Genomic DNA, 26,287 nt, shown 5'->3' on the forward strand with positions numbered 1-26,287 from the left:
AGTTCTTAAGCGGGGCAAATGTGGGGTGAAAGTCCTATTTTTGGTAAAATTTCTACTAAATCGACTTTAACTTTATTAGTATGGATGTCAGAATTGCAGAAAGCTGGAAAGCAAAACTAAACCAGGAATTTCAGAAGGAGTATTTTAAGAGCCTGATTGAATTCGTAAGAAACGAATATAAAAATGGCGTGTGCTATCCGCCGGGTAAATTAATTTTTAATGCTTTTGATAAATGTAGTTTTGAGGACACAAGAGTAGTTATTTTAGGACAAGATCCTTATCACGGGGCTGGACAAGCCAACGGATTGTGCTTCTCGGTTAATGATGGTATTCCATCACCGCCTTCATTAATTAATATTTTTAAAGAGATTCATGACGATTTAGGAAAGCCAATCCCTAAGACTGGGAATCTGGAAAGATGGGCAAAGCAAGGAGTACTATTATTGAATGCAACCTTAACCGTCAGGGCAGGGCAGGCCGGGTCTCATCAGGGTAAAGGTTGGGAACAATTCACCGATGCTGTTATCGAATGTCTGAACGACGAAAAAGATAGTATTGTTTTTTTACTATGGGGAAAATATGCTCAGGTAAAAGGTAAAATAATAGATGATAGGAAGCATTTTGTTTTGCGAGCCAAGCACCCTTCGCCTATGGCTGCTAATTATGGTGGTTGGTTTGGTAACAAACATTTTAGTCAGGCAAATAATTATCTGAAGAGTAGAGGACTGGAACCGATTGACTGGTAATCCTTAAAACTTAGCCAATAAAAAAGTCCATTTCAAAATGGAAATGGACTTTTTTATTGATATGACATTATTTTATCTGATAATACTAAACAAGCGGCTCCATCGGATTTTATTGAGGAAAGTTCCATCTTTATCAATTGACATCCAGATGAATACTGCTTTGCCTACTATATGATCTTCCGGTACAAAACCCCAGAAACGAGAATCATCGGAGCCATGACGGTTATCGCCCATCATAAAGTAATAGTCTTGTTTAAAAGTATAAGAAGTAATTGGTTTACCATCTAAAATGATCTGACCATTTACATATTTAGCATCTTTATTGCCATCAAAAGTAGTAATTACCCCTTTATAAAGCGCAAGATTTCTTTCGTCCAAAGTAATAGTAACTCCTTTTTTAGGGATCGTAATCGGGCCAAAATTATCTCTGTTAAACGGAAACAGACGAGAATTATATGGGAATGTGTTATATCTGATATCGTTGGTGTCACCTTTTGCCATTACCATAGGAGTAATTGTCTTCACGAAATCAAGGGTTTTCATATCCTTAACTGCTTTTTCAGTAGCCTTTACATAATAAATAGTTTTATCTGTGATTCTAAGATCTTGTTCAAACTCTGAAATATCATATTTTTGAAATACTTTTTCGTTGACCTGGGTATTGGCTTCAATGGCGTATTCCATTTGCATACCAGGAGGATTCGGGAAAATTTTATTGTTAATATATACTTGTCCGGCCCGTACTTCTACTACATCACCCGGAATTCCAATACAACGTTTGATATAGTTGGTTCTCAGGTCAACCGGATATTTGTCATATCCACCAAATTCGTCAGGTCTCTCAGGACACCCCGGATAATTAAACACAACAACATCGCCATTTTTTACATGTGTAAAACCAGGCAATCTATATTGAGGTAACTGAATCCAGTCTACGTAAGAAGGAATATCAGTAAACCATATTTTCTGATGCGTTAAAGGAACCTGTAGAATTGTTTTTGGGGTCCGGGTACCATAATGCAATTTACTTACAAAAAGGAAATCATTGATTAAGAGACTTTTTTCCATCGAACCAGTGGGAATAGTATAGGCTTCTAAAAAAAGCCAGCGAATCAATGTAGCCGCAACTACTGCAAACAACACCGAATCGAACCACTCTCTCGTTGCTGATTTCTTTTTTACAGGTTTCTCTTCTGTTTTTCTTGTTTCAACTTCTGCCATATATAATTACTCCATAACCGGAGATTTTTTAATTTAATGATTATAGTAACTAATATATTGTTATTGTTCAATTAAAATTTAATTCAAAATCCTAACATATCGTTCATGCCAAAAATTCCGGTCTTCCCTTGTATCCACTCAGCGGCTATTACAGCGCCTAAAGCAAAACCATTTCGGCTATGTGCAATATGCTTAATCTCAATCTGGTCAACCTCCGAAATATACTTCACTTCGTGCGTGCCGGGCACTTTACCCTCTCGCGACGACCATATTGCCACTTCATTGTCGGCAGCAATCTGATTATTGACCCATTTAATCTTGTTGCTTAAATTCTCAATAATACCCTGAGCTAATGTAATAGCTGTTCCGCTTGGTGAATCTCTTTTTTCAGTGTGATGAATCTCGTTGGTCGATACTTTGTATTCTTCGGTATAAGGACTCATTAATTTTGCTAATGATTTGTTTAATTCGAAGAACAGATTTACACCAATACTATAATTTGAGGCATAGAAAAACGCTCCCTTATTTTCTTTACACAACTTCTCTATTTCAGATTTATGTTGTAGCCATCCGGTTGTACCTGATACGGTAGGTAAACCAAATTCCATACAGAATTTAAGGTTACCGTAAGCTGATTCAGGTGAGCTGAATTCAATGACTACATCTGTATTTTCAGGATTTACTGTTAATAAGTCAGTACGATTACTGATATCTATTCTGGCAGAAATTTCATGGCCTCTCTGTAAAGCAATCTGTTCAATTACTTTACCCATTTTTCCATATCCTAATAAGGCAATTCGCATATTCTTACAATAAAGGTGTTTTAATTCATTTAAACTTCAGGACAACGCTTACTCCAAAAGCATTGCCATAATTAGTTGATTGAATTCCTGGTTCAATTCTGAGTGAAATATCTTCACTCATGTCAAATGTTTTTAAGTGAGCCGATACATTAGCCTGCACGGCCTGAAGCGCCCAACCCACTGCAAATACAATGACTGTTAAATCTCTGTACCGTCTGAATGTATTCACAACAGGTTCAATTTGTGACTGTGTAAAAGGTCCTAATTCTTTTTCAGATTGCTTTGTTCCTATTCCGGTAAAAGACCTCACCATCACTTCCTTATTGCCATCAATTATTATTTCAGCTAATTTGCTTTTATAATACTTGTATCTGTAATTGTTTACATAAAAAGAAAAAACTCCACCAGCGGCGGCTCCATAAACTATCGGAATTACCCAGTATTCTTTGTTGGTAGCTTGCCCCCAGCCAGGGAGTATCAAAGAACGTATCAGCGCTTTTCTGGCAGGGTTTGCCTTTTTGGCAGAATCTACTTTAAAAACTCTACCAAGAAAGTTTTCTTTTTTCGTAGTATCTGATTTGAAAATTTTATTGACAAGACTATTTTTTTGAGTAGAATCGACAACAATTTTTTTGATCGAATCTGCTTTGGCCGGAATATTACTTAGAGTATCTGTTTTTTGAGCAAAAGAAATAGTTGAAATCAATAAAAGAAAAAACAGCGTCCGAACCATATTCCGAAAATTTAATTGCTTACAAAAAGACAAAATTAGGTTCTTATTATTCTTTTTACAATTGTTTAACAATTTTTAAGCTCGTTTGATGCTATCTTAATTACTCCTGATTAACTTTGATTGAGTTCAGAATTCTGTCTAATTCATCTTTTGACGAGAAAGGTATCTTGATTTCGCCTTTATGCTTTTCATCGGCTTTTACTAATACCTTAGTGCCGAAATAGCCTTGTAATCTGAATTGTAACGACGAAATTTCCTGTTTTATTGAGGTCTGGCGTTTACCTTTTGTATCTTCCTGAATTAATAATGCTAATCTGCGGACTTCATCTTCAATTTTACGTACCGACCAGTTCTCTTCAACCACCTTACTGAAAAGCTTGATCTGAGTTTCGTGATTATCAATATTGATTAAAGCGCGCGCATGGCCCATCGAAATTTCATTATCACGCACAGCCGCCTGTATCACATCAGGGAGTTTCAATAGCCGGAGGTAATTGTTGACAGTTGTACGGTTTTTACCTACTCTGTCACCTAATTCCTCCTGTTTTAGTTGAAACTCACTTAGCAGGCGATGATAACTCAAAGCAATTTCGATGGCATTCAGGTTTTCACGCTGAATGTTTTCGATTAATGCCATTTCGAGCATTTGCTGGTCATCGGCCGTACGGATATAAGCCGGAATCTTTGTTAGACCAGCTAATTTCGAGGCTTGCAAACGACGTTCTCCTGAAATTAGTGTGTATCTGCCCGGACTCGATTCTTTAACTGTAATTGGCTGAATGATACCTAATACTTTAATTGATTCAGCCAACTCCTGCAGAGCCTCCTGATCAAAATGCGTACGGGGCTGGTAAGGATTCGTTTCAACTGACTCTATCAGTACCTCGTGCATAGAGCTGATTGCTTCTAATCTACGAGGAATAGCAGGTGTTTCGGTAGAGGTATTACCAGAGTCTGACAACAACGCCCCTAATCCTCTACCGAGTCCGGTCATACTCTTCTTTGTGTTGACAATTTTAGATTCCATATCATTATTAATGTTAAATGGGTTTTATCGCCCATGTACATTTATTTAACTCTTTAAATGATTGTATCAGTTTTCAGATACTAATTTTCCGTTTTTTATCAGAATCTCTCTTGCAAGGTTCAGGTAACTGATTGCCCCCTTACTGTCGGCATCCTGTGCTAAAGCCGGGACTCCATAACTCGGTGATTCAGATAATCGGATATTTCTTGGTATCAGGGTCTGGAATACCATATTCCTGAAGTGAGTGGTTACTTCATGCACCACTTGATTTGACAGCCTCACGCGTAAATCATACATGGTTAATAAAATACCCTCAATTGTTAGAGCAGGGTTCAATCGCTGCTGAATGATTTTAATGGTATTCAACAATTTACCCAAACCTTCAAGCGCGAAGTATTCACATTGAACCGGAACAATAACTGAATCTGCAGCAGTAAGACTATTAATAACAATCAAACCCAAAGATGGTGAACAGTCGATGATAATGAAATCATACATATCTTTCACATCCATCAATGATTCTTTCATCTTTTCTTCACGCTTCGGAAGGTTGATCATTTCAATTTCTGCTCCTACGAGGTCAATATGAGATGGCAACAAATCAAGGTTTGGGAAGTCTGTTTCGATAATAATATCACGTGGACGAATATCATCGACCATACATTCATAAATGCTGTTTTCTACTTCTTTAGGATTAAAGCCCAGCCCGGAAGTAGCATTAGCTTGAGGATCAGCATCAATGATGAGTGTACGAAATTCGAGTGCAGCCAAACTTGCTGCTAAATTTATGGTAGTGGTTGTTTTACCTACGCCTCCCTTCTGGTTGGCAATTGCTATTATTTTTCCCATTGCTTGTGGTTAGAGAAAATTACTGCGTCAAATATCAAACATTTAATGTTAAGAAACAATTAAATGTTCCACGACGTGGAAAAAATGTTCCACGATGTGGATAAGATTGTGGAATATTAGGATAACACGGCCTTTTAATCAGACCAGATTTGTTTACTATCTGATCTGCGTATTATCTTTGCCTATGCGTTATTTAATAGAGTGTTCATATAAGGGTACTGCTTTCCATGGATGGCAGGTACAGAATAATGCGCCAAGCGTGCAAGGGCATATCGAAAAGGCTTTATCAACAGTGCTCAGGAGAGAAATGCAGATTATCGGAAGCAGCAGAACTGATGCTGGTGTGCATGCTTATCGGCAGTTTGCTCATTTTGATACTGATCAGCCTATTCATAATATTGATAAGATGGTCTATGCTCTAAATGGTATTTTGCCCGGAGATATCGCCATTCATCAATTAAGGATAGTTTCTGATGCATTCCATTCAAGATTCGATGCTATTTTTCGACAATACCTTTATCGGATTTCACAGCATAAAACACCTTTCTGGCAAGATTTTTCTTACTTTTATCGGACACCGTTAGACATCGAGCAGATGAATAAGGCAGGAGAAATATTAAAAAAGCATATTGATTTTCAGTGTTTTAGTAAAGTACATACAGATGTGATGACATTTAACTGCAAGATAGAATATGCTTATTGGGAACAACAAGACCAATTCCTGTTGTTTCATATTAAAGCTGACAGATTCTTGAGGGGAATGGTAAGAGCGATAGTGGGAACTATACTTGAGGTCGGCACAGGAAAATTGAGTTTATCTGACTTTGAAAGTATAATTCTTTCAAAAAATCGTCAGAAAGCCGGACGTGCAGTTCCTGCTGAGGGGTTAACTTTAGTTGAAGTTGGCTACCCCTGAGGCATATATGCCAGCCAATGAAAGCCTCAAGCAAACGCTTCCACTAATGATATGTACTCTTGTCTTGTAAATAGATTCGCAAATACTAAAAATATGAACATTACTATTCAAAAAATTGCTACTGTTGACGATTTAGATGAAATAAAAGCCTTGTTTCGGGAATATGAAAAATTTTTAGGCGTAAGCCTTTGTTTTCAGAATTTTGAAGAAGAGTTAGCTAAACTTCCAGCCAAATATGCAGAGCCTGAAGGGGCAATTTTTTTAGCAAAAGCCAATGGCAAAAGTGCAGGATGCGTGGCATTATGGAAATTAGAAGATGGAATTTGCGAAATGAAAAGACTTTATGTTAAACCTGAGTTTCAGGGTTTGGGGTTTGGTAAAAAACTGGTGTATATCATTATTGAAGAAGCGCAGAAAAAGGGTTACAAAAAAATGAAATTAGATACACTAAGACGCTTAGAATCAGCCAATCATTTGTATAAATCACTAAAATTTACTGAAACCACTTCTTACAATTATAATCCTGAAGAGGATGTAGCTTATTTTGAAAAAGATTTAGTGTAATGGCACATATAGGGAAAGATATTGAAAAAGCCATCAGACTTTTAAACGATGGGGAAGTAATAGGTATTCCGACAGAAACGGTTTATGGCCTGGCAGGAAATGCCTTAAATAATGATACTGTTGCCAGAATCTTTGAGGTAAAGAATCGACCATCTTTCGATCCTCTCATTATTCATACGAACAGTATAAAGCGTTTTCAGAACTATATCAGTGAAATTGATGAGAGGGTTTACACGCTGGCAGAAAAATTCATGCCCGGGCCATTAACACTCTTGTTGCCAAGAAAAGATATTATCCCCGATCTTGTAACCTCCGGTTTGGAAAACGTGGCTATCAGAATCCCAAATCACCCTCTTACACTTGAATTGTTAAGTCAATTGGAATTTCCTTTGGCAGCGCCAAGTGCCAATCCTTTTGGTTACATATCACCTACCAATGCTATCCATGTCAATAATCAATTAGGAGATAAAATAAAATATATTCTTGATGGGGGCGACTGCCAGGTAGGTATCGAATCAACTATTGTCGGTTTTGTAGATAATGAGGCTATTATATATCGAAAAGGCGGTTTATCTATTGAAGCCATAGAGACTATCGTAGGGAAAGTAAATGTGATTGAGCATTCTTCTTCTAATCCTTTAGCTCCTGGAATGCTAAAAAGTCATTATGCACCAAAAAAGCCATTGATTCTTCTAAATAAAAATCAGGTTATTGAACCTGAAAAAAAGAAAATAGCCTATTTAGGTTTCAAGCAGTACAATCCTTTTATACCTGTTGAAAATCAATTATTACTTTCTCCTAACGGAGATTTCAGAGAGGCAGCCAGGCATCTATTTGCTTACATGAGATATTTGGATGCGATGGATGTAGATATAATTTATACCGAATTACTACCCGAAAAAGAGTTAGGCAGAGCTATTAATGATAGAATCCGCAGGGCAACTGTAAAGGAATAGTTTTAAGAAACTGTTAATTGTATTCGGTAACAACAAATTCAACCCTTCGATTTTTCTGACGGTTTTCTTCGGTGTCATTGGCCGAAACAGGTTGTTCCTGCCCTTTACCCTTATGTGTCAGACGATCAGGCGAAATTCCTTTATTAAAGAGATAATTAGAGACGGCTTTTGCTCTTAATTCAGACAGATATAAATTCATCCTGGGGTCTCCTACATTATCTGTATGGCCAATAACCTCAATACTCATTTTAGGATGATGTTTTAATAAATTAACCAGTCTGTCTAATTCTGAATAAGATTGAGGTTTAATAATTGGCTGGCTCTGATCGAAATACACATTTTCTAATTTGATTGGTTTTCCAACTTCAATCCCCTTAAAATAATCATCAGCAATAGCAGAAACTTTTGCCATTACTGGTTCTTTCTTTTCCGGCTCAACCGGTGCTACCACTGACGCAACAGGTGCCTCCTCTTCTTTTTTTGCTATTAACTTTTCTTCTGTTTTTGGTTTTTCTACAATTGGTGGAGGGGCTTGTGTCACTTCAATTTTCTCCATTACAATATCATGTCTGAAATTCGCAACAGCCATATTCATCAAATCTATATTCTCTGTGTAAACCTTGTAATTGGCAACCTGTGCATTCAGTGAGTATTTTTTTCCGAAACTTTGAGGTGAAACCATTTTAGCAACATTTGCAGTAACTGCTACAGTTTGATTATTTGAGTCGTTTAGGCCGATTTTTACATTAGGAATAGGTTCTTTCGTTTTTGAATCAATGGGATTAAAGATAAAGTCATAGCCTGTCTTTTTTAATTCAAAGGTAATCACATTATTAACAACCTTGGTCAGATTAACCATTTCCTTATAGGCAGGGTATCCCTGTGATAACACCTCAATCTCATAGCTTTTATCAGGTGTCAAAGTAGCTTTAAATCTTGTTTTTTCTGGGTTCACACTACCCTCAACAAGGGCGGTACCGGTTCTTAATTTATAATCTGAGGGTAATATATTTTTAGTGTAAAAATCTACTACCATGAAATAAATATCATTAGCAGGTACTTTTCTGATTTTCAGATAAACCGTCTTATTACTTTTAAGTATAGGAGCTCTGTATGCCAGATAACCCTGCGTTTTTACTTCGGCATTGTATTGTTCGCCTATTTTCAGGTCAGCGAGCCATTCTGATTGAATATTAGTAGTGGCAATAGTTATCGGCTCGTTTCTCGCATTAAAAACCCTCAGATTTGCTCCCGGAACGTTTTTATCATTTTCTTCATCCACCACAATCAGTCGGTATTGTTCAATTGATTTCTTGTTGAGCAATATTTCTTGTACAAACTGATTTCTGGCTATCAGATCTTTAAGGTTTATGTTCTGATTGGCTTGTTCGTACCCCTCAGATTCTACTTCGATTGAGTATTCTGTATCAGGCGATAAATTGGCTGAAAAACCCTCTTTCTCAATTTTACCAGCAATAGATTGTTTATTATTCAAGTTAATAATACGCATTCGTGTGCTGATAATGTTTGCTTTGGTTTGCGCATCAATAATTTTGAACAGGAAATTATAGGTGTCTCTTTGTAATTCGATTTTTTTTAATAGAGCGCTTGGAATTCCCCGCTCAATCATAGTTTGATCAAAAGAAATAAGTTCTGTGACGGTTTTATATCCCTCTGCGCTTACCTCAACTGTAAATTTCTTCTTTGGATTAAATTCAACCCTGTAAGGTTCATTCTTATTCGATTGTCCGGTCAGTGTGGTCTCTTCAGGTCGAAGAACTTTATAATTAGCCACAAGGGGTTCATGAGTATTGGCATCGGTAGCAATAAATGAAGCCACCTGAGAATTATTTTTCTGTAAACTTACACTAATAAATTTGCTGGGTGTTTTTACAGTTTTGGTTATGTCAACCCCTTCAACTTCCGAACTTACTCCCTGATAGCCCGGAGCTTCTATTTCAATATGATAATTTTTTGAAATATCCATCATAACCTTCCATTCACCTGTTTTAGGATTTACCTTGGCTTCTACTTCCTTTTTGGCATCATCATATACTTTTACTTTTGCCGACATAATTATTTGCTTGTCTTTCGCATCTGTAACAAGTATAGTAAATTCATCAGAAGCAACTTCCAATAATTCTTTAAAATTGGTTTTTCCTGCACCAAGATTTTCAAGATTTAAGGGAATTCTTTTAGAAACATAATTAGGCATACTGATTTCGACCTCATATTGCCCTTTTGTTGCAGGCTTGAATTGTACATCGCTTTGAAGAGTCCCCTGAATTACTAATGGATCAGAGTTTTTGTAATATATCTTGAAAGTGGCGGCTAACCTCTTACCTGAGGTTTTATCGAAGGCTCCGAAGGTATAGGTAGAGTCTGGTTGTTTAGCCAAATCAGGATTTGCAAAAGCTGAATAAACATTGAAGATTGTAAAAGCAATCAGTATTACGAAACTTCTCATAGGATATTGAAAAAGAGATATACTCTGCAAATTTCTTATTTTTTAAAATAATACAACGAAGAATCTCAAATGAATTGTAAGTTTTTATGAAATTATGTTCTTTTACTACAAATTATTACAAGGGTGCTACACTAATTTCAGACTATAAAGTTTACCTGAATGTTAAAAAATACGAGTGATTATTTTGATTTTAAAAATCGATAAAAGATTAAATTACTGAATTTTATTCATCGCTTTAAATTCTGTTATGTCAAAACTAAGTCAGCGCAAGAGAATTTAACCACCTCTCCCAATAGTTCGATTTTGCCAAAAAACACTTCGAAGGCTTTGAAAATATGTACTTAAATTCGAAATTTAAGCTATCAGAGTCTTGGACAGCAATCAATACAGTTATTATTAATACGGTGATGAAAATGGAGCTACTAAACGGCTGATAGTTATATCCGGATTTTAGGAGCAGCCATACAATTATTACTTGCACAGGCAAAAACCTTGAGGCCGTAACCCGGTTTGTTAGAAGTCTGTATGAGCCTGAAAAGGTTACTAATATAATAGAACCTTTTTGATTAAAATAGGTATGGTTTTGCAGTATCAACTACTAAAACGTTACCTAAAAAGGTTACCAATATGGTGGGAACCTTTTTAATTGGGGGTGATTAATAAATCATTAACCTAATTGCTCAGGATTGTAATAATAGAGGAAATTATTTCTCAGACATTCTGGTTCAGGAATCGTCAGAATGAACCATTATACAATAAACAAGAGTTGAATAAACATCAGGATGCCGAGAATTGAATCTGAATAATCTATCTCAGAGCAGCCTTGACAATTGAAATTCCTGCAAATAAGGATCTGAATTAATAGCGGTTAAATTAAAAAAATTAAACAAGTTCTTTATAAAAATGCAAGAACAGGCAAAAAGCAAAGTTTTAATAGATTTACAGTACTTACCCTGTACCAGTTTTTTCTCAACATTGCTTCAGTTTGATGAGATTGTACTCGAAAATAACGAACATTACGTAAAACAAAGCTATCGGAATAGGTGCTATATATTAGGGGCAAATAAAGTAGAAATGCTCGTTGTACCAATACTTGACGGCAACAGAAAGATTCTGATAAAGGATATTCAAATCGATTATCAGCAAAGATGGCCTGAAATTCATTGGAGAACTATTAAGGCAGCATATGGAAAGTCGCCTTTTTTTGAGTTTTTTGGAGACTATTTTCAACAGGTGTTGCAAAAAAAGCCCCATTTTTTGTGGGACCTGAATTTTGAGATACTGACAATTTGTCTGAGACTATTAAGAATAAACAAGACAATAAGTCTGAGCGAAAATTATGAAAAAGATCCGGAAACAGGTGTTTTTGATGCAAGAGGGGCTATAAGTCCCAAAAAAGAGACTGAAACAGGTATTTATTCATATCAGGAATCATATCAGCAAAACTTTGGCAATGAATTTGTGCCGAACCTGAGTATTATCGACTTGCTTTTTTGTAGGGGAAATCAGTCATTAGGAATTTTAAAGAAATCTTCTATAAAATGAACAGAGTTTGTTAATAAATCGTTATATTGCAAATGCAAATGTTTTGCTTAAAGTAATCATTAAGGCAAAAAAGCAATAAAACCATTGTAAAATTTTGAAATAATGGGAAATTGACAAAGCAGAATGATTAATCATTTTTCCCCTTACAATCTACTTAAATTAAATGGAGCCTAAATTTTCACAAAAAGTTAAAGACATCATCACCCTTGCCCGTGAAGAAGCACTTAGGCTTGGACATGATTACATCGGAACCGAACACTTGATTCTGGGGATGATTCGCGATGGAGAAGGTATTGCTTTAAATCTTTTGAAAGGGGCTGGTGTATCGCTTGAGGAGTTGAGAATTACAATTGAACAAGCTACTAAAGGAACTGCTACCAATAATATTAAAAATTTGGCAAACATTCCGTTAACACGCCAATCTGAAAAAGTTTTAAAGATTACGCATTTGGAGGCTAAAATCTTCAAATCACAACTGATAGGTACCGAGCATTTACTGTTAGCGATTTTGCGCGATGGAGATAACCTCGGTGGACAAATTTTACAGAAATTCCACTTGAATTACGAACAAACCAAAGAGATGCTTGATTATCAATTAACCGGTCAGAAACCGGTAATGGAGCGTCCTGAAACTGATGATGATGATGAAAGAATTTTCGGTAGTGGTAGTGGATATTCTCAGCAAAGAAATGACCCTAAGAACCCTGAAAAATCTAAAACACCTGTCTTAGATAATTTTGGACGTGACCTGACAAAATTGGCCGAAGTAGGCAAATTAGACCCGATTGTTGGCCGTGAGAAAGAAATTGAGCGTGTGGCTCAGATTCTATCAAGACGTAAGAAAAATAACCCGATATTAATCGGCGAACCCGGTGTTGGAAAAACAGCAATTGCTGAAGGTCTTGCCTTACGCATTGTACAGAAGAAAGTTTCCAGAATTTTATTCGGAAAAAGAGTAGTTACGCTTGATTTAGCATCTTTGGTAGCTGGTACCAAATACCGTGGACAGTTTGAAGAGCGAATGAAAGCAGTGATGAATGAACTGGAAAAATCTCCAGATGTAATACTATTCATTGACGAGATTCATACTATTGTTGGTGCAGGTGGAGCAAGTGGCTCTTTAGATGCTTCCAATATGTTCAAACCTGCATTAGCTCGTGGAGACATCCAATGTATTGGAGCTACTACTCTTGATGAGTATCGGCAGTATATAGAAAAAGATGGGGCATTGGCTCGCCGTTTTCAGATGGTAATGGTCGAAGCTACTTCGATTGAAGAAACCATTGAAATTCTGAACAATATTAAAGATAAATATGAAGATCATCACCACGTTAATTATACACCAGAGGCGCTGGAAGCAGCAGTAAAATTATCTGAAAGATATATTACCGACCGCTATCTACCAGATAAAGCAATTGATGTATTAGACGAAGTGGGTGCTCGCGTACATATTAATAATATTTCAGTTCCACCGGATATCGTCTTTCTTGAAGAACAGGTAGAGTTGATTAAGAAGGAGAAAAATCAGGTCGTGAAGAGCCAGCGCTACGAAGAGGCAGCTCAACTACGAGACCGTGAAAAGAAACTTTTAGAACAACTTGACCGCGCGAAAGCTGCCTGGGAAGAAGAAGCTAAAACCAAACGCTATAATGTAACCGAAGACAATGTAGCAGACGTTGTAGCTATGATGACTGGAATCCCTGTGAAGCGTGTGAATATGAACGAGGGTGAGAAAATCCTGAAAATGGGAGATGCTTTACGTGGAAGAATCATCGGACAAGACCCTGCAGTTGAAAAATTAGTAAAATCAATTCAACGCACACGTGTAGGTTTGAAAGATCCTAAAAAGCCTATTGGTTCATTTATTTTCTTAGGCCCTACAGGTGTTGGTAAAACCGAATTAGCTAAGACTTTAGCAGAGTACTTATTCGATAAAGAAGATGCTTTGGTAAGAATTGACATGAGCGAGTATATGGAGAAATTCAGTATCTCTCGTCTGGTAGGAGCACCTCCGGGATATGTAGGTTATGAAGAAGGCGGTCAGTTGACCGAGAAAATCCGTAGAAAACCATATTCAGTGGTATTGTTGGATGAAATTGAAAAAGCTCACCCTGATGTGTACAATATCCTGTTACAAGTATTAGATGATGGTGTCCTGACTGATAGTTTAGGTCGCAAAGTTGACTTCCGTAATACTATCATCATCATGACTTCAAACATCGGTGTCCGTGACTTGAAAGATTTTGGTTCTGGTATTGGATTCGCCACCAAGGCACGTACCGAAAATCAGGACGAAATGGTGAAAAGTACAATTCAGAATGCACTGAGAAAAACATTTTCACCAGAGTTCCTGAATCGTCTGGACGACGTAATTGTCTTTAATTCGTTGAGTCGAGAAGACATTCATAAGATTATCGACATTGCTTTGAAACGCCTGACTTCTCGTATCGCCAATATTGGTTATCAGATTGAATTGACAGAAAAAGCCAAAGATTTCTTATCCGATAAAGGATATGACCAGCAATATGGTGCAAGACCTTTGAATCGTGCTATTCAGAAATACGTGGAAGATCCATTGGCAGAAGAGATTCTGAAAGGTGAAATGAAAGAAGGTGATACCATTCAGGTGGATTATAGTGGCGAAGGAGAATCGCTTAGCTTTGCAACAATTAAGAAGCAGGCCGAAATTGAAGAATCGTAAAAATTTGAGTTTCTTGGTAAATAAACAACAAAGGCACGGCTTTTAGCGGTGCTTTTGTTATTTTTGCACTTATGATTCTTGATTACCTGAAATACCTCATTCTTGCAAAAAATGAGCATAGTCTACACTCGCCTTTTTTATTTGAGTTTTATCTCAAAGTTCTGAAAGGCTCAGGGTCTGGAAGGAGTTTTTCAGAAATTGAAACTTTAAGAGATAATTTGTTAAGAAATGAACAAGAGATTGAAATCACAGATTTCGGTGCAGGTTCAAAACTTAATCGGTCGAGCCAAAGAAAGATAAAAGACATTGCTAAAAACTCTCAGAAACCCGCCAGAATTGCTCAATTGTTTTATCGGATTATCAAATATTATAATTATGAAACAATTCTTGATTTAGGTACTTCATTAGGAGTTACAACAGCTTACCTTGCAAATGCCAATACAAATGGAAAAGTTTATACTTTTGAGGGCTGTCCGAATACTGCTCAAATAGCAATGGAGAATTTTGGAAAATTAGGACTTCATAATGTTGAAATTATCGTTGGCGATTTATATAATACCTTAGGAATACAACTTGAGAAAATCGGTAAAATAGACTTCGCTTTCTTTGATGCCAATCATCGTTATGAGCCTACTGTCAATTATTTCGAGAAGTGTTTATCTAAAATTCATGAAGATACCTGTTTTGTTTTTGATGATATATATTGGTCTGAAGAAATGAAAAAAGCATGGGAGCATATCATAAATCAACCACAGGTGAGCATTTCTATTGATATTTTCTGGATAGGAATTGTGTTTTTTAGAAAGAAGCAACAAAAGCAGCATTTTGTTCTCAGGTTTTAATTTATTAACCTACTATACGTATTTAGTAGACAAAGTAAACTAAAACGTTTTTTTCGATGTTAGTTGAAAATAGAAAAGATAAAGTTAAGATGTTAGATATAGAAAAAATAAGGGCAGATTTTCCAATTCTTGACGAAAAGATAAATGGCAAAGATCTGGTGTATTTTGATAATGCAGCTACCACACAAAAACCCTTGCCTGTACTGAATGCCTTGGCAAACTATTATGGTCATTATAATGCCAATATACACAGAGGAATACACCATTTAGCAGAAAAAGCTACTACGGCTTTTGAAGCAAGCAGAAAAACCATTCAGAAATTTTTGAATGCTAAATACCCTGAGGAAATAATTTTTACATATGGTACAACTGATGGTATTAACCTCGTAGCTCAGTCTTATGGCCGTGCATTTCTGAAAGCGGGTGATGAAATCATCATTAGTACTTTAGAGCATCACTCGAATATCGTACCTTGGCAGATGTTATGCGAGCAAAATGGCTGTGTTTTGAAAGTGATTCCGATTAATGATAAGGGTGAATTGATTCTGGATGAGTATGAAAAACTATTGTCGGAAAGAACTAAATTTGTATCAGTTGTGCATGTGTCTAATGCCTTGGGCACAATCAATCCGGTTAAGTACATTATTGAAAAAGCACATGAAGTAGGAGCGAAGGTGTTAATCGATGGTGCTCAGGCCACATCACACTTAAATATTGATGTACAGGATTTGGATACTGATTTCTACGTATTTTCGGCACATAAGCTTTATGGACCAACGGGAATGGGAGCTTTGTATGGCAAGAAAGAAATACTGGAAGCTATGCCGCCATACCGCGGAGGTGGAGAAATGATTAAAGAAGTTACGTTTGAGAAAACTACTTATAACGAACTTCCTTATAAATTTGAAGCGGGTACTCCTAATATTGCCGATGTAATAGCTGTTAAAACAGCTATTGAATATCTTCAAGAATTAGGTAAGGAAAACGTGGCAGCTTACGAAAACGAGTTGTTAGCTTATGCTACCGAACAATTGTCAAAGATTGAAGGTCTTAAAATTATTGGTCAGGCGAAAGATAAAGTTTCAGTGATTTCGTTTGTTTTGGAAGGTATTCATCCACAAGATGTTGGTGTGATACTTGACCAGCAAGGAATAGCTGTCCGTACAGGCCATCACTGTACTCAACCATTGATGAAACGATTTGGAATACCAGGAACTTCAAGAGCCTCGTTTGCTGTTTACAATACTAAAGATGAGATAGATAAACTTGTGAAGGGAATTGAAAAGGTAAAGAAAATGGTACTTTAATTGATTCAGAAAAGCATGACGATAAACGAAATACAAGATGAACTCATAGAAGAGTTTGAACTTTTTGATGATTGGGAAGGGAAATATGAGTACATCATTGATTTGGGAAAGAAACTACCAAAATTAGCCGACAAATATAAAACAGAAGAGAATATCATTAAAGGCTGTCAATCAATCGTATGGTTGAATGCTTATATGAAAGATAAAAAATTGATATTTGAAGCAGATAGTGAGGCTATTATTGTCAGAGGTCTCGTAAGTATGTTATTAAAAGTACTTTCCGGGCATACTCCTCAAGAAATACTAAAAGCAGACTTGTATTTTATTAATCAGGTAGGCTTGAGTAGCCACTTGGCGCAAACGCGTTCAAATGGTTTAGCTTCAATGGTGAAACAGATGAAAGCCTACGCATTGGCATTTCAGACAATAGAAGAAAATAAATAACTTCCCAAATGAACGAACAAGAACTAAAAGATAAAGTGATTGAAGCACTTAAAACCGTATATGACCCTGAGATTCCGGTTGATGTATATGAATTGGGTTTGATATATGATATTAAGATTTTTCCGGTAAATAATGTTTACTTATTAATGACACTTACATCACCCTCTTGCCCATCAGCTGAATCTATCCCAGTTGAAATAGAGCAGAAGGTAAAAGAAATTGAAGGAGTAAGTGATGTTAGCGTAGAATTGACTTTTGACCCACCTTATTCAACCGAAATGATGTCAGAAGTAGCCAAATTGGAATTGGGTTTTATGTAACAAAACAATATATCTAAGCTGCAAAAGACAGTAATTCTACTTATGCCAGCTTAGCTTTTTTAAGTATTTTTCAACAAAAATAATATTATGTATCCTCCTCATTTAGTAGCACCTATGAAGGCCGAATTAGTTAATGTTGGCTTTCAAGAATTATTGACTCCGTCAGATGTCGATAATTTCATCGAAAATCAGAAAGGTACTGCATTAGTAGTAATCAATTCAGTATGTGGTTGTGCTGCAGGAACTTGCCGTCCGGGTGTAAGATTAGCTTTGCAACGTTCTGAAGCAAAGCCGGAGCACCTTGTAACAGTTTTTGCAGGTGTTGATACCGAAGCAACTCAACAATTACGCTCGTACATTCCATTCCCTCCATCATCTCCGGCTATTGCTATTTTTAAAGACGGAGAGATAGCGCATTTCATCGAAAGACACCACATTGAAGGTCGTTCGGCAGAAATGATTGCTACGCATTTAGTAGCTGCATTTGACGAAATCTGTGCAGAGGCATAAGCAAAAGATAATAAATGAAAAGTCTCCCTTTAGTGATATTGGGAGACTTTTGTATTTCTGAGAAACCAAAGAACTATTAGAAGTTTGGCTTCAATAGATACTTAGCATAGAATTCATCAATTACTCTAACTGCATCTTCTGCTGTATCAACTAATTTAATTAATTTTAAATCTTCCGGATTAATATTATTTGCATTTTCGCACATAGTATTCTGAAGCCAATCTAATAATCCTTTCCAGTATTCTGTTCCAACCATTACAATCGGGAAACGTGCAATTTTCTTGGTTTGTATTAATGTTAACGCTTCAAATAATTCATCTAACGTTCCAAAACCACCAGGCATTATTATGAATCCCTGCGAATATTTCATGAAACACACTTTGCGGGCAAAGAAATAATCAAAGTTAATACTTTTATCAGGATCTACATATTGGTTAGGAACCTGCTCGAATGGTAATTTTATATTTAAACCGATTGACTTACCACCATTTTTACTGGCACCTTTGTTACCGGCTTCCATAATGCCAGGACCACCTCCTGTAATTACCCCATATCCATTTTTTACTAATCGAGCTGCAATATCAACAGACATTTGATAGTATTTATGGTCTGGTTTGGTTCTTGCTGAACCATATATTGTTACTGAAGGCCCGATTTTTGCTAACCTATCAAAACCATCTACAAATTCGGCAACAGTTTTTAGAATCTGCCAGGAATCCTGGCTATGTATTTCATTCCAGCCTTTTTCAACAAATGCTTCACGTATCAGCAACTCTTCATTTGATTCAATTTCCTTTTCGCTCATAATAATAATAGAATTTTGTCTTACAAAATAATGATTCTTCTTTAACAATTACAGAAGAATCGGATTTAGAAAACGTATATTTGCAAAAAAAAGTTTGAACCAACAAATATATATCAATGAAAGTTGCAATAGCAGGAGACCATGCAGGTTTTGAATACAAAAAAGTAATTCTGAAATGGCTTCAGAGTCAGAATTTTGAGACGGCTGATTTTGGGCCTTATACACCAGAATCAATGGATTATCCCGACACAACTCACCCATTGGCAAGCGCTGTTGAAAAAGGAGAGTACGAGTTTGGCGTGTTAATATGTGGAAGTGGTAATGGTGTTTGTATGACGGCCAACCATCATCAGGGAATTAGAGCAGGTTTAGCCTGGAACTTAGAAGTAGCAGAATTGATTCGTCAGCATAATAATGCAAATGTCATTTGTTTACCTGCCAGATTTATTGATTTAGAATTAGCATTGGACTGTGTTAAGACATTTTTGAAAACCACCTTTGAAGGTGGAAGACATGCCCGCAGAGCAGATAAAATTTCTTGCTGATAGATTATCAAAGGAAGAATCAATTCTTCCTTTGATAAATTCCTTTGATATTGGTAGTTCTGTAATCAACAGCTAATGCCGGAATTCTTTGAAAGATTTTAGGAACTACATTCTGTTTATCAATGATTATTGTGGGTGGATCTTTTTTGAAATTATCGAAAATATTAATAATGCTCTCGTAATTATCAGGGTTTTCAAGGTCAATCTTCGATAAATCCCAGTTAAGATAGCAAGTAGCCGATTTCCCTAATTTATACTCATCAATTCTTTCGCCAATTACCAGCATCTTTTGCCCCTTCATTAATTCGGGTAATGGTTTAGGCTTTATTCTCATATCTGAAAGTTGCTCAAAGCCTTTACCGAATACAGGGGTTACACCTTGGTATTGCATCAGAACAATTCCTATAAATATAATGATAAACGTAAGTTCAGGGAAAAATGCACCCCTGAAGTGCAAAAAGAAACCTGTGACAAAAAAAGCAAAACATGGTACAAAAATGATGAATTGCATAGGTGCCACATTGGGTGATAGAAATAAAGCCAACAAGGCTATTACAGCCCATAATAGCATAATTTGCTGTGTACGTTGCTGATAACTATTATAACGAGATGCTTGCGACTGTCGGAGAAATCCCAAAAAGGCAAGTATTGTTGGAGCAGTAATTGCCAATAAGGCACTTTTGAAGTCCTCTAAACTATATTGTTTGATTTTAAATATACCGTTAAACCAATTATACTTGAATTCTTCAATGCTATTGTTAAAATAAAAATAGAGGGTTACTAAAAACAATGGAATTGCGAAGCCAAGCAATGCTAAGAAGTGTTGTCTTAAATTAGCATTTGTAAAAAACAAGAGGCAGGCAGTGCTCCATAGAATGAAAACCATTGATGGTTGGTGAAACAATACTGCTACGCCTATATAAAGACCAATTTCAAAAACCTCATCAGAAACTCCTTCTCTTCGTTCCATTTGTTTGACAATCTTGTTAAAAGCAAACAAAAGGAAAGTAGTGGCTAATAAAACTGGTGATAGTTTGCTCATATCGAAAGACAAACTCATTAATAGTACATAGACAAGACCTGGAGCATAATTTTTTTCAAGGAATGTCTGGCGCGTATTGCAGGTAAAAGTAAAATACAAGGCTTGGAAATAAATAATCAGAATAGCGATAAACTCATATGCAAACTGAACCCTCCCAAAGGATAAATCTATCAACCAATAGATAAGGGCAGATAATGGGCCAACGTTAGTCCAGAGTTCTTTATAAAGAAAACTCCCGTTTCGGATTTTTTCTCCTACTAACATCCATTCTAATTCAGGTAATAAAATAGGGAGCTTATCTCCTAAAAACGGTAATTTCAAAAGAATTACCAGCAATAATAAAGATAAGATATGGAAAAGAGTATTGAATCGGAAAAATGTTAACAAGGCTCTATGGTTTATGTATTTTTTGCAAAGTTATGAAAAATTCATCCAGGAAAGTTGAAAAAAATGGATTTACAGAGCAAAACACAATTTTTAGATATTTTCTTAACCAATAACCAGAAATAGTACGGATATTTGTATAATATTTAGTGAATTTGAACATAATGGAATCGAAAAGACAAAGACAAGTAGCAAAGCAGATTCAGAAAGATTTGGGAGAGATTTTTCAGAGAGAAATGAAACAGGCATTTGATAAGGCATTTGTTACAATTACTGATGTAAAAACTACTCCAGATTTGGCAATAGCGAGAGTTTATCTTAGCTTTTTGCTGACAAAAGATAAAGAAGGGCTATTGGAAACAATACGCGAGCATTCCAAAACCATCAGAAACCACTTGGCAAGCCGGGTAAGACATCAATTAAGAATTGTCCCTGAATTACAGTTTTATATTGACGATACAGCAGAATATGCACAAAAAATAGAGAATCTGTTTGCTAATATAGTTATCCCACCGGTTTCTGATGAGGAAAATGAAGAATAATATTTACGCCATAGAAAATAAAACTTCTGCACTTTGAATTTATCATTTTTAATAGCCAGACGTTATTTTTTATCACGAAAGAAAAAGAGTTTTATCAACTTTATTTCTTTTATGTCGATGTTGGGTATAGGAATCGGGACTATGGCAACAGTGGCAGTTTTATCAGTATTTAATGGTCTTGAAGATCTGAATCGGAGTATTTTTAAATCATTTGACCCTGATATTAAAATATCAGCGGTTAAGGGAAAAACGTTTAATATTGAAAAAGATAAATTAGTTAAACTCAAGAAGATTGAAGGTGTAGACTATATTACAGAAGTAATTCAGGATAATGCCTTAGTTATGTACGAAGATGGGAAAATGGTAGTTACATTAAAGGGAGTAGATAGTACTTTTCAAAAAAATAGTCGTTTGAAAGGTTCATTGGTTGAGGGAAGTTTTGTATTGAATAAAGACAGCATTGATTATGCATTTATAGGTGGCAACGTTTACGGTGCTCTTAATATCTCAATTGATAATATTCTTGAACCATTAGAGATCTGGTATCCTAAAAATCAGAAAAAACTTTCGCTTATACCTGAAAATAACATCAATAAAAAAGTAATTAATATTTCAGGTGTATATGCTTTAGAACAGTTTCATGATGATTTTGTTTATGTGCCGCTTTCAGTTGCAAAAGAGCTGACCGAATATAATGACAAGCGCACTTCTTTAGAAGTGCAGCTTAAACCTATGGCAGATGCTGACAAAATTCAGGGCGAAATAAAAGTTATTTTCGGAGATATGTTTTTAGTACAAAATCAGGATCAACAAAATGCGAACTTATTCAGAGCGATTAAAATCGAAAAATTGTTTATTTTTATAGCCTTAGTTTTTATTATTGGTGTAGCCTCGTTCAATATTTTCTTCTCACTGACTATGCTGGTAATAGATAAAAAAGACGAAGTGAGGACTTTATATGCGATGGGAGCTGATGATTCGTTAATAAGAAGAATATTCTTTAGTGAAGGGGCAATTATTTCTTTTATTGGGACAATTGTTGGTCTTATATTAGGGTTTGTATTTTGCCTGACCCAAGAAAGATATGGTTGGTTAGGAATGGGTATGGATAGTGCAGTAGTTGATGCTTATCCGGTAAAAATTAACCCTATGGATTTTTTGATTACCGCAGTAGCTGTTGTAATTATTACGCTTTTAGTATCTTACTTCCCCGCCAGGCGTGCTTCGAGTGAATATTGATAAGATTTTTCAAAGTTGACAAAAATACAAATGAACCTTCTTTTTAAACTTACTTCCCTAACCTTAGTTGTTACGCAGAGTTTCGGACAAACTGCCAGTCTGAACCTGCAGTCAAAAAAATGGATACTCCTCACAAATCGAATCGAAAAAAATGACATTTATTTAGCATCATATAGCCCTTCGAAGCTAAAAGCAGATACTTTCGTGATGCGCTTTGGAAGGAATGGACAAATTGAGTATGATTACGAAACTAATCAGCATACACAAGCCAGTGGTAGAACTGAGTTTTTAGATATTGATACTAAGGTGTCATCCTGGGAGTATAATAATGCTACCACTGTATTGACTTTGAGCTTAAAAGGGGGGTATAAAAGCCTTGATGATTTTAATTTTAAAAGATATTATACAATTGAACCAATTAATGATGGGTATGTATTAAAAAGAATTTCTGAACAAGTTGCCGAGAGTCTGAAAAACCCGGTTACCCAAAGTGAAATTACAAAATCTCTGGTTAAAGAGACCTATGGTAAATCTGCTGAAATTATTAGTCCTGTTTTGGTTAAAGAAGTAAAAGAAGAAGCAAAAATATCTTTTGTAGATGCAAAAGAATTAAGAAAAGAAGAAATAGAGGCAGTAAAATTAGCTGAGAGTATAACACATACTAAAATTTTATTGTCAGATTCAAAGCGCTGGATTTTGCTGACTAATAAAATCATAAAGAATACCATCAAATTTACTTCATACGATAAATCCAAATTCAGAATCAATACTTTAATACTGACTTTTGCAGGAAATGGGAAGTTAGAATATGATTATCAGATGGACCCAACTCTTGAATTCTGTGCTGGTATTGATTTTCTTGATATTGATACAGAGGAATCAACCTGGTCGTTTGATGAATCAAGCAATATTCTGACCTTAACGATCAAAGGTGGGTATGCCAGCCTGGATGATTTTAAATTTAAAAGAGATTACAAGGTTGAACAAACCGAAGATGAATATATTTTGCATAAAGTGAGAGAGCACTATTACATTGATCTGAAAAAACAAAATCAGAAAAAGAAAGCGGAGTAAACAAATGCTGAAATGTATAACCGAGTAATTTTATATATTTGTTAATATTTTTGACATTTTAAAGATGTGAGCGGGCAGGAATAGAATTGTAAATGGTAATTATATTTTTTATTTAGTCACTAACACATTCAACTGCTCATTCTGTAATTTTTTCGCCACATGCGTTTATTAAGTTCGCTAATATTTATATGTTTTGTTTTTGCTGCTTGGGCGCAGGAACCTCCTAATATTACACCATCGCAAGGAAAATATAATCCTGAGCGAACAAAGAAGAATGATCTGATTCATACTAAATTAGAATTAAGACCAAATTGGGATAAGCAGCAAATGTATAGTGTGGCTACCATAACTTTTAAACCACATTTTTATCCTCAAAGTGTACTTGAATTAGATGCCAAAGGCTTTGATGTACAGATGGTAAGAATGAAAAATAAGGAATTAAAGTTTGACTATAATCAACGTTTACTGAAAATAGATTTAGGTAAAACTCTCACCAGAAAAGATTCAGCGCAAGTACAGATAGTATATATAGCTAAACCAAATGAATTACCCGCCGGTGGGAGCGAAGCTATAACGGCCGATAAAGGTTTATATTTTATCAATGCTGATGGCTCAGACCCAGAAAAACCGAGACAGATATGGACTCAGGGAGAGACAGAAGCCAATTCATGTTGGTTTCCAACTATTGATTCTCCTAATCAGAAAACTACTCTTGAAATTTTCATTACCTTAGATAAACGATCAGTTGATGCGAAATACTTGACCCTTTCTAATGGAAAATTGATTTCATCTAAAGTAAACAGTGATGGTACAAGAACTGACTATTGGCGACAAGATAAGCCGGCGGCACCATATCTTACCATGATAGCAGTTGGTGATTTTAGGAAGGTAGTAGACCCCAACTACAAAAAATTTGAGGTAAGTTATTATGTAGAGCCGAAGTTTGAAAAATATGCCATGAATATCTTCGGGCGTACTCCTGAAATGATTAGCTATTTTGAGAATTTATTAGGTGTAGGATACCAGTGGGATAAATATTCTCAGATTGCTGTAAGGGAATATGTATCAGGAGCAATGGAAAACACAACGGCAACGGTGCATGGTGATTTTGTTCAGAAAGATAATCACCAATTGGCTGATGATAATGATGATGGTGTAATTGCGCATGAATTGTTTCACCATTGGTTTGGAGATTTGGTAACTGCTGAATCATGGGCTAACCTACCTTTAAATGAATCATTTGCCAATTATTCCGAATATCTTTGGACTGCTCACAAGTATGGGCAGGATGAAGCTGACTTGGTGGCTTATATTGCTTTCAATCAGTATTTTAGCGAGGTACAGGAAAAGCAGGAACCTCTTATACGCTACCATTATAATGATAAGGAAGATATGTTTGATTCTCATTCTTACGCCAAAGGAGGAAGAATATTACACTTATTAAGAAAACAGGTAGGAGATGAAGCATTCTTTGCTTCCTTAAAATTATATCTTACTCAAAATGCTTTTAAAACAGGTGAGATTGATCAATTAAGATTAGCTTTTGAGTTGGTAACAGGAGAAGATTTGCATTGGTTTTTCGACCAGTGGTTCATGAAGTCGGGAAATCCGGATTTACAAGTTATTCAAGAATACACCAACGGTAAACTTAAGTTAGTAATTAATCAGATTCAGGATACTACTTATTCAACTCTTTACCGATTACCATTGCAAGTTGAAATCTGGTCTAATAATCAGAAATCTGTACATGAAATTTTAGTTGATAAATTTACCAATACTTTTGAGTGGAATCTACAGACATCGCCACAGATGGTATATCTTGACCCTGAAAATACCTTAGTAGGTAGAGTATTATTCCAGAAAAACAAAGAAGACTATATCTATCAATATTATCATGCAGAGAGAGTTCCAGCTCGTTTGAACGCCCTTGAAATTCTTACTTATGTGCCCGAAGGTGATAGTATGGTGGTCAGTCCTGCTTTGGATAAGGATATTCGCAAGGTTTTAATTGACGCCACAAGAGACAAATTTTGGCGGGTCAGGCAATTGGCTGTTCAGAAATTGTATGATTACGATGGTGATGATTTCTTGGAGGTTGAAAGAGCATTGCAGAGCCGTGTTCAAAATGATGAACGTTCTTATGTAAGGGCTGATGCCATTATTGCTATGAAAGGTTTTCAGAATTCACAGAATGATAAACTTTTTCGTGCAGCACTAAATGACACTTCTTATACTGTACAAGCCGCTGCACTTGAAGCTATACTTGGGAGCCGTCCAACTGATGCTGCAGAATTAGTAAAGAAATATGAGAATTCATATAATACTGCCATTTTTTCTGCAGTGGCTAATTATTTTTCTGAAGAATCTGCCCCGGAAAGATTTAATTGGTATATAAAACACTTAAGTAAGATGAGTGGAGGAGACCTGTATCAGGTTTTAGGTATTTTTGGTACTTACTTGGTGAAATCATCACCTGAAATTCAAGCTAAAAGTCTACCTTTATTAAAGAAAATTGCTACTAAAGATACCCAATGGTATGTCAGATTTGCAGGGTTACAGACTTTGGCTTTACTAAGTGATTTGAAAGAAGCGAAAGATATAATAAAAGAAGTAATTGCCACAGAAAAAGACCAGCGTTTACAGAAAGTCTATCAGCAATACAAAGATTTGTAATCAAAAATCATCGTTTTTTTATCCTGTTACAC

Annotated in this window: 24 protein-coding genes; 16 read left to right on the forward strand and 8 right to left on the reverse strand. The window is 35.9% G+C overall.

What is annotated here, in order from left to right; translation table 11 throughout:
- Positions 1–80 precede the first annotated feature (80 nt).
- Complete coding sequence (gene ung, locus H1R81_RS05840) at positions 81–746, forward strand: uracil-DNA glycosylase (RefSeq protein WP_181839724.1); 666 nt, start codon at positions 81–83, stop codon at positions 744–746.
- A gap of 72 nt (positions 747–818) precedes the next feature.
- On the opposite strand, the gene lepB is transcribed toward ung, so the two are convergent.
- From lepB to H1R81_RS05865, 5 genes are all read right to left on the reverse strand, one after another.
- Positions 819–1,967 (reverse strand): signal peptidase I, encoded by a 1,149-nt coding sequence (gene lepB, locus H1R81_RS05845; protein WP_181839725.1) that lies wholly within the window; start codon positions 1,965–1,967, stop codon positions 819–821.
- An 83-nt stretch (positions 1,968–2,050) separates the two neighbouring features.
- Positions 2,051–2,770 (reverse strand): 4-hydroxy-tetrahydrodipicolinate reductase, encoded by a 720-nt coding sequence (dapB, locus tag H1R81_RS05850; protein ID WP_181839726.1) that lies wholly within the window; start codon positions 2,768–2,770, stop codon positions 2,051–2,053.
- Positions 2,771–2,795: 25 nt separating this feature from the next.
- A complete protein-coding gene (locus H1R81_RS05855) occupies positions 2,796–3,503 on the reverse strand; it encodes a DUF5683 domain-containing protein (protein WP_181839727.1) in 708 nt (235 codons plus the stop codon).
- A 100-nt stretch (positions 3,504–3,603) separates the two neighbouring features.
- Complete coding sequence (locus H1R81_RS05860) at positions 3,604–4,530, reverse strand: ParB/RepB/Spo0J family partition protein (protein WP_181839728.1); 927 nt, start codon at positions 4,528–4,530, stop codon at positions 3,604–3,606.
- A gap of 66 nt (positions 4,531–4,596) precedes the next feature.
- Positions 4,597–5,379, reverse strand: a complete 783-nt coding sequence (locus tag H1R81_RS05865) for a ParA family protein (RefSeq protein ID WP_116985391.1) — start codon at positions 5,377–5,379, stop codon at positions 4,597–4,599.
- 184 nt (positions 5,380–5,563) lie between these two features.
- Between H1R81_RS05865 and truA the strand changes: the two genes are divergently transcribed.
- The 3 genes from truA (at position 5,564) to H1R81_RS05880 (ending at position 7,815) form a co-directional block, all read left to right on the forward strand.
- A complete protein-coding gene (gene truA / locus H1R81_RS05870) occupies positions 5,564–6,295 on the forward strand; it encodes a tRNA pseudouridine(38-40) synthase TruA (RefSeq protein WP_181839729.1) in 732 nt (243 codons plus the stop codon).
- A gap of 93 nt (positions 6,296–6,388) precedes the next feature.
- The gene (locus H1R81_RS05875; protein ID WP_181839730.1) at positions 6,389–6,859 is read left to right on the forward strand and encodes a GNAT family N-acetyltransferase; all 471 of its coding nucleotides are present in this window, start codon (positions 6,389–6,391) and stop codon (positions 6,857–6,859) included.
- Positions 6,859–7,815 carry an L-threonylcarbamoyladenylate synthase gene (locus H1R81_RS05880; RefSeq protein WP_181839731.1) on the forward strand — a complete coding sequence of 319 codons (957 nt, stop codon included), beginning with the start codon at positions 6,859–6,861 and terminating at the stop codon, positions 7,813–7,815. The genes H1R81_RS05875 and H1R81_RS05880 overlap by 1 nt, the downstream gene beginning before the upstream one ends.
- 13 nt (positions 7,816–7,828) lie before the next feature.
- On the opposite strand, the gene H1R81_RS05885 is transcribed toward H1R81_RS05880, so the two are convergent.
- A complete protein-coding gene (locus H1R81_RS05885; RefSeq protein WP_181839732.1) occupies positions 7,829–10,282 on the reverse strand; it encodes an OmpA family protein in 2,454 nt (817 codons plus the stop codon).
- 903 nt (positions 10,283–11,185) lie between these two features.
- On the opposite strand from H1R81_RS05885, the gene H1R81_RS05890 reads away from it, so the two are divergent.
- The 7 genes from H1R81_RS05890 to H1R81_RS05920 all read left to right on the forward strand — a co-directional run bounded on the left by H1R81_RS05890 (position 11,186) and on the right by H1R81_RS05920 (position 17,951).
- Entirely contained in the window at positions 11,186–11,827 is a 642-nt protein-coding gene (locus tag H1R81_RS05890) for a WbqC family protein (RefSeq protein ID WP_181839733.1), read from the forward strand.
- A gap of 163 nt (positions 11,828–11,990) precedes the next feature.
- The gene (locus H1R81_RS05895; protein ID WP_181839734.1) at positions 11,991–14,528 is read left to right on the forward strand and encodes an ATP-dependent Clp protease ATP-binding subunit; all 2,538 of its coding nucleotides are present in this window, start codon (positions 11,991–11,993) and stop codon (positions 14,526–14,528) included.
- Positions 14,529–14,599: 71 nt separating this feature from the next.
- Positions 14,600–15,370 carry an O-methyltransferase gene (locus H1R81_RS05900; RefSeq protein ID WP_181839735.1) on the forward strand — a complete coding sequence of 257 codons (771 nt, stop codon included), beginning with the start codon at positions 14,600–14,602 and terminating at the stop codon, positions 15,368–15,370.
- Positions 15,371–15,426: 56 nt separating this feature from the next.
- Positions 15,427–16,677 carry a cysteine desulfurase gene (locus H1R81_RS05905; protein ID WP_229251053.1) on the forward strand — a complete coding sequence of 417 codons (1,251 nt, stop codon included), beginning with the start codon at positions 15,427–15,429 and terminating at the stop codon, positions 16,675–16,677.
- Positions 16,678–16,692: 15 nt separating this feature from the next.
- Positions 16,693–17,121: a SufE family protein gene (locus H1R81_RS05910; RefSeq protein ID WP_181839736.1), complete on the forward strand. Its 429-nt coding sequence runs from the start codon at positions 16,693–16,695 to the stop codon at positions 17,119–17,121.
- A gap of 8 nt (positions 17,122–17,129) precedes the next feature.
- Complete coding sequence (locus H1R81_RS05915) at positions 17,130–17,441, forward strand: DUF59 domain-containing protein (RefSeq protein ID WP_116985401.1); 312 nt, start codon at positions 17,130–17,132, stop codon at positions 17,439–17,441.
- An 87-nt stretch (positions 17,442–17,528) separates the two neighbouring features.
- Complete coding sequence (locus H1R81_RS05920; RefSeq protein WP_116985402.1) at positions 17,529–17,951, forward strand: BrxA/BrxB family bacilliredoxin; 423 nt, start codon at positions 17,529–17,531, stop codon at positions 17,949–17,951.
- 76 nt (positions 17,952–18,027) lie between these two features.
- On the opposite strand, the gene H1R81_RS05925 is transcribed toward H1R81_RS05920, so the two are convergent.
- Complete coding sequence (locus H1R81_RS05925) at positions 18,028–18,756, reverse strand: TIGR00730 family Rossman fold protein (protein ID WP_181839737.1); 729 nt, start codon at positions 18,754–18,756, stop codon at positions 18,028–18,030.
- A 116-nt stretch (positions 18,757–18,872) separates the two neighbouring features.
- On the opposite strand from H1R81_RS05925, the gene rpiB reads away from it, so the two are divergent.
- Positions 18,873–19,301 (forward strand): ribose 5-phosphate isomerase B, encoded by a 429-nt coding sequence (rpiB, locus tag H1R81_RS05930; RefSeq protein WP_181839738.1) that lies wholly within the window; start codon positions 18,873–18,875, stop codon positions 19,299–19,301.
- A 19-nt stretch (positions 19,302–19,320) separates the two neighbouring features.
- Here the strand turns inward: rpiB and H1R81_RS05935 are convergent, their stop codons facing one another.
- Positions 19,321–20,730, reverse strand: coding sequence for a hypothetical protein (locus tag H1R81_RS05935; protein ID WP_229251054.1), 1,410 nt, complete (start codon positions 20,728–20,730; stop codon positions 19,321–19,323).
- Between the two features lie 161 nt (positions 20,731–20,891).
- On the opposite strand from H1R81_RS05935, the gene rbfA reads away from it, so the two are divergent.
- The 4 genes from rbfA (at position 20,892) to H1R81_RS05955 (ending at position 26,255) form a co-directional block, all read left to right on the forward strand.
- On the forward strand, positions 20,892–21,269 hold the full coding sequence (rbfA, locus tag H1R81_RS05940) for a 30S ribosome-binding factor RbfA (RefSeq protein WP_181839739.1): 378 nt from the start codon (positions 20,892–20,894) through the stop codon (positions 21,267–21,269).
- Positions 21,270–21,302: 33 nt separating this feature from the next.
- The gene (locus H1R81_RS05945) at positions 21,303–22,508 is read left to right on the forward strand and encodes an FtsX-like permease family protein (RefSeq protein ID WP_181839740.1); all 1,206 of its coding nucleotides are present in this window, start codon (positions 21,303–21,305) and stop codon (positions 22,506–22,508) included.
- Between the two features lie 30 nt (positions 22,509–22,538).
- Positions 22,539–23,582: a hypothetical protein gene (locus tag H1R81_RS05950; RefSeq protein ID WP_181839741.1), complete on the forward strand. Its 1,044-nt coding sequence runs from the start codon at positions 22,539–22,541 to the stop codon at positions 23,580–23,582.
- 159 nt (positions 23,583–23,741) lie between these two features.
- Positions 23,742–26,255 (forward strand): M1 family aminopeptidase, encoded by a 2,514-nt coding sequence (locus H1R81_RS05955; RefSeq protein WP_181839742.1) that lies wholly within the window; start codon positions 23,742–23,744, stop codon positions 26,253–26,255.
- Positions 26,256–26,287 lie beyond the last annotated feature (32 nt).

The organism is Emticicia sp. BO119 (assembly GCF_013912375.1).
Lineage (GTDB): Bacteria > Bacteroidota > Bacteroidia > Cytophagales > Spirosomataceae > Emticicia.

Coding starts and splice junctions, on each gene's coding strand:
- ung (WP_181839724.1), top strand. CDS start 81: ATGGATGTCAGAATTGCAGAAAGCTGGAAAGCAAAACTAAACCAGGAA.
- lepB (WP_181839725.1), bottom strand. CDS start 1,967: ATGGCAGAAGTTGAAACAAGAAAAACAGAAGAGAAACCTGTAAAAAAG.
- dapB (WP_181839726.1), bottom strand. CDS start 2,770: ATGCGAATTGCCTTATTAGGATATGGAAAAATGGGTAAAGTAATTGAA.
- H1R81_RS05855 (WP_181839727.1), bottom strand. CDS start 3,503: ATGGTTCGGACGCTGTTTTTTCTTTTATTGATTTCAACTATTTCTTTT.
- H1R81_RS05860 (WP_181839728.1), bottom strand. CDS start 4,530: ATGGAATCTAAAATTGTCAACACAAAGAAGAGTATGACCGGACTCGGT.
- H1R81_RS05865 (WP_116985391.1), bottom strand. CDS start 5,379: ATGGGAAAAATAATAGCAATTGCCAACCAGAAGGGAGGCGTAGGTAAA.
- truA (WP_181839729.1), top strand. CDS start 5,564: ATGCGTTATTTAATAGAGTGTTCATATAAGGGTACTGCTTTCCATGGA.
- H1R81_RS05875 (WP_181839730.1), top strand. CDS start 6,389: ATGAACATTACTATTCAAAAAATTGCTACTGTTGACGATTTAGATGAA.
- H1R81_RS05880 (WP_181839731.1), top strand. CDS start 6,859: ATGGCACATATAGGGAAAGATATTGAAAAAGCCATCAGACTTTTAAAC.
- H1R81_RS05885 (WP_181839732.1), bottom strand. CDS start 10,282: ATGAGAAGTTTCGTAATACTGATTGCTTTTACAATCTTCAATGTTTAT.
- H1R81_RS05890 (WP_181839733.1), top strand. CDS start 11,186: ATGCAAGAACAGGCAAAAAGCAAAGTTTTAATAGATTTACAGTACTTA.
- H1R81_RS05895 (WP_181839734.1), top strand. CDS start 11,991: ATGGAGCCTAAATTTTCACAAAAAGTTAAAGACATCATCACCCTTGCC.
- H1R81_RS05900 (WP_181839735.1), top strand. CDS start 14,600: ATGATTCTTGATTACCTGAAATACCTCATTCTTGCAAAAAATGAGCAT.
- H1R81_RS05905 (WP_229251053.1), top strand. CDS start 15,427: ATGTTAGTTGAAAATAGAAAAGATAAAGTTAAGATGTTAGATATAGAA.
- H1R81_RS05910 (WP_181839736.1), top strand. CDS start 16,693: ATGACGATAAACGAAATACAAGATGAACTCATAGAAGAGTTTGAACTT.
- H1R81_RS05915 (WP_116985401.1), top strand. CDS start 17,130: ATGAACGAACAAGAACTAAAAGATAAAGTGATTGAAGCACTTAAAACC.
- H1R81_RS05920 (WP_116985402.1), top strand. CDS start 17,529: ATGTATCCTCCTCATTTAGTAGCACCTATGAAGGCCGAATTAGTTAAT.
- H1R81_RS05925 (WP_181839737.1), bottom strand. CDS start 18,756: ATGAGCGAAAAGGAAATTGAATCAAATGAAGAGTTGCTGATACGTGAA.
- rpiB (WP_181839738.1), top strand. CDS start 18,873: ATGAAAGTTGCAATAGCAGGAGACCATGCAGGTTTTGAATACAAAAAA.
- rbfA (WP_181839739.1), top strand. CDS start 20,892: ATGGAATCGAAAAGACAAAGACAAGTAGCAAAGCAGATTCAGAAAGAT.
- H1R81_RS05950 (WP_181839741.1), top strand. CDS start 22,539: ATGAACCTTCTTTTTAAACTTACTTCCCTAACCTTAGTTGTTACGCAG.
- H1R81_RS05955 (WP_181839742.1), top strand. CDS start 23,742: ATGCGTTTATTAAGTTCGCTAATATTTATATGTTTTGTTTTTGCTGCT.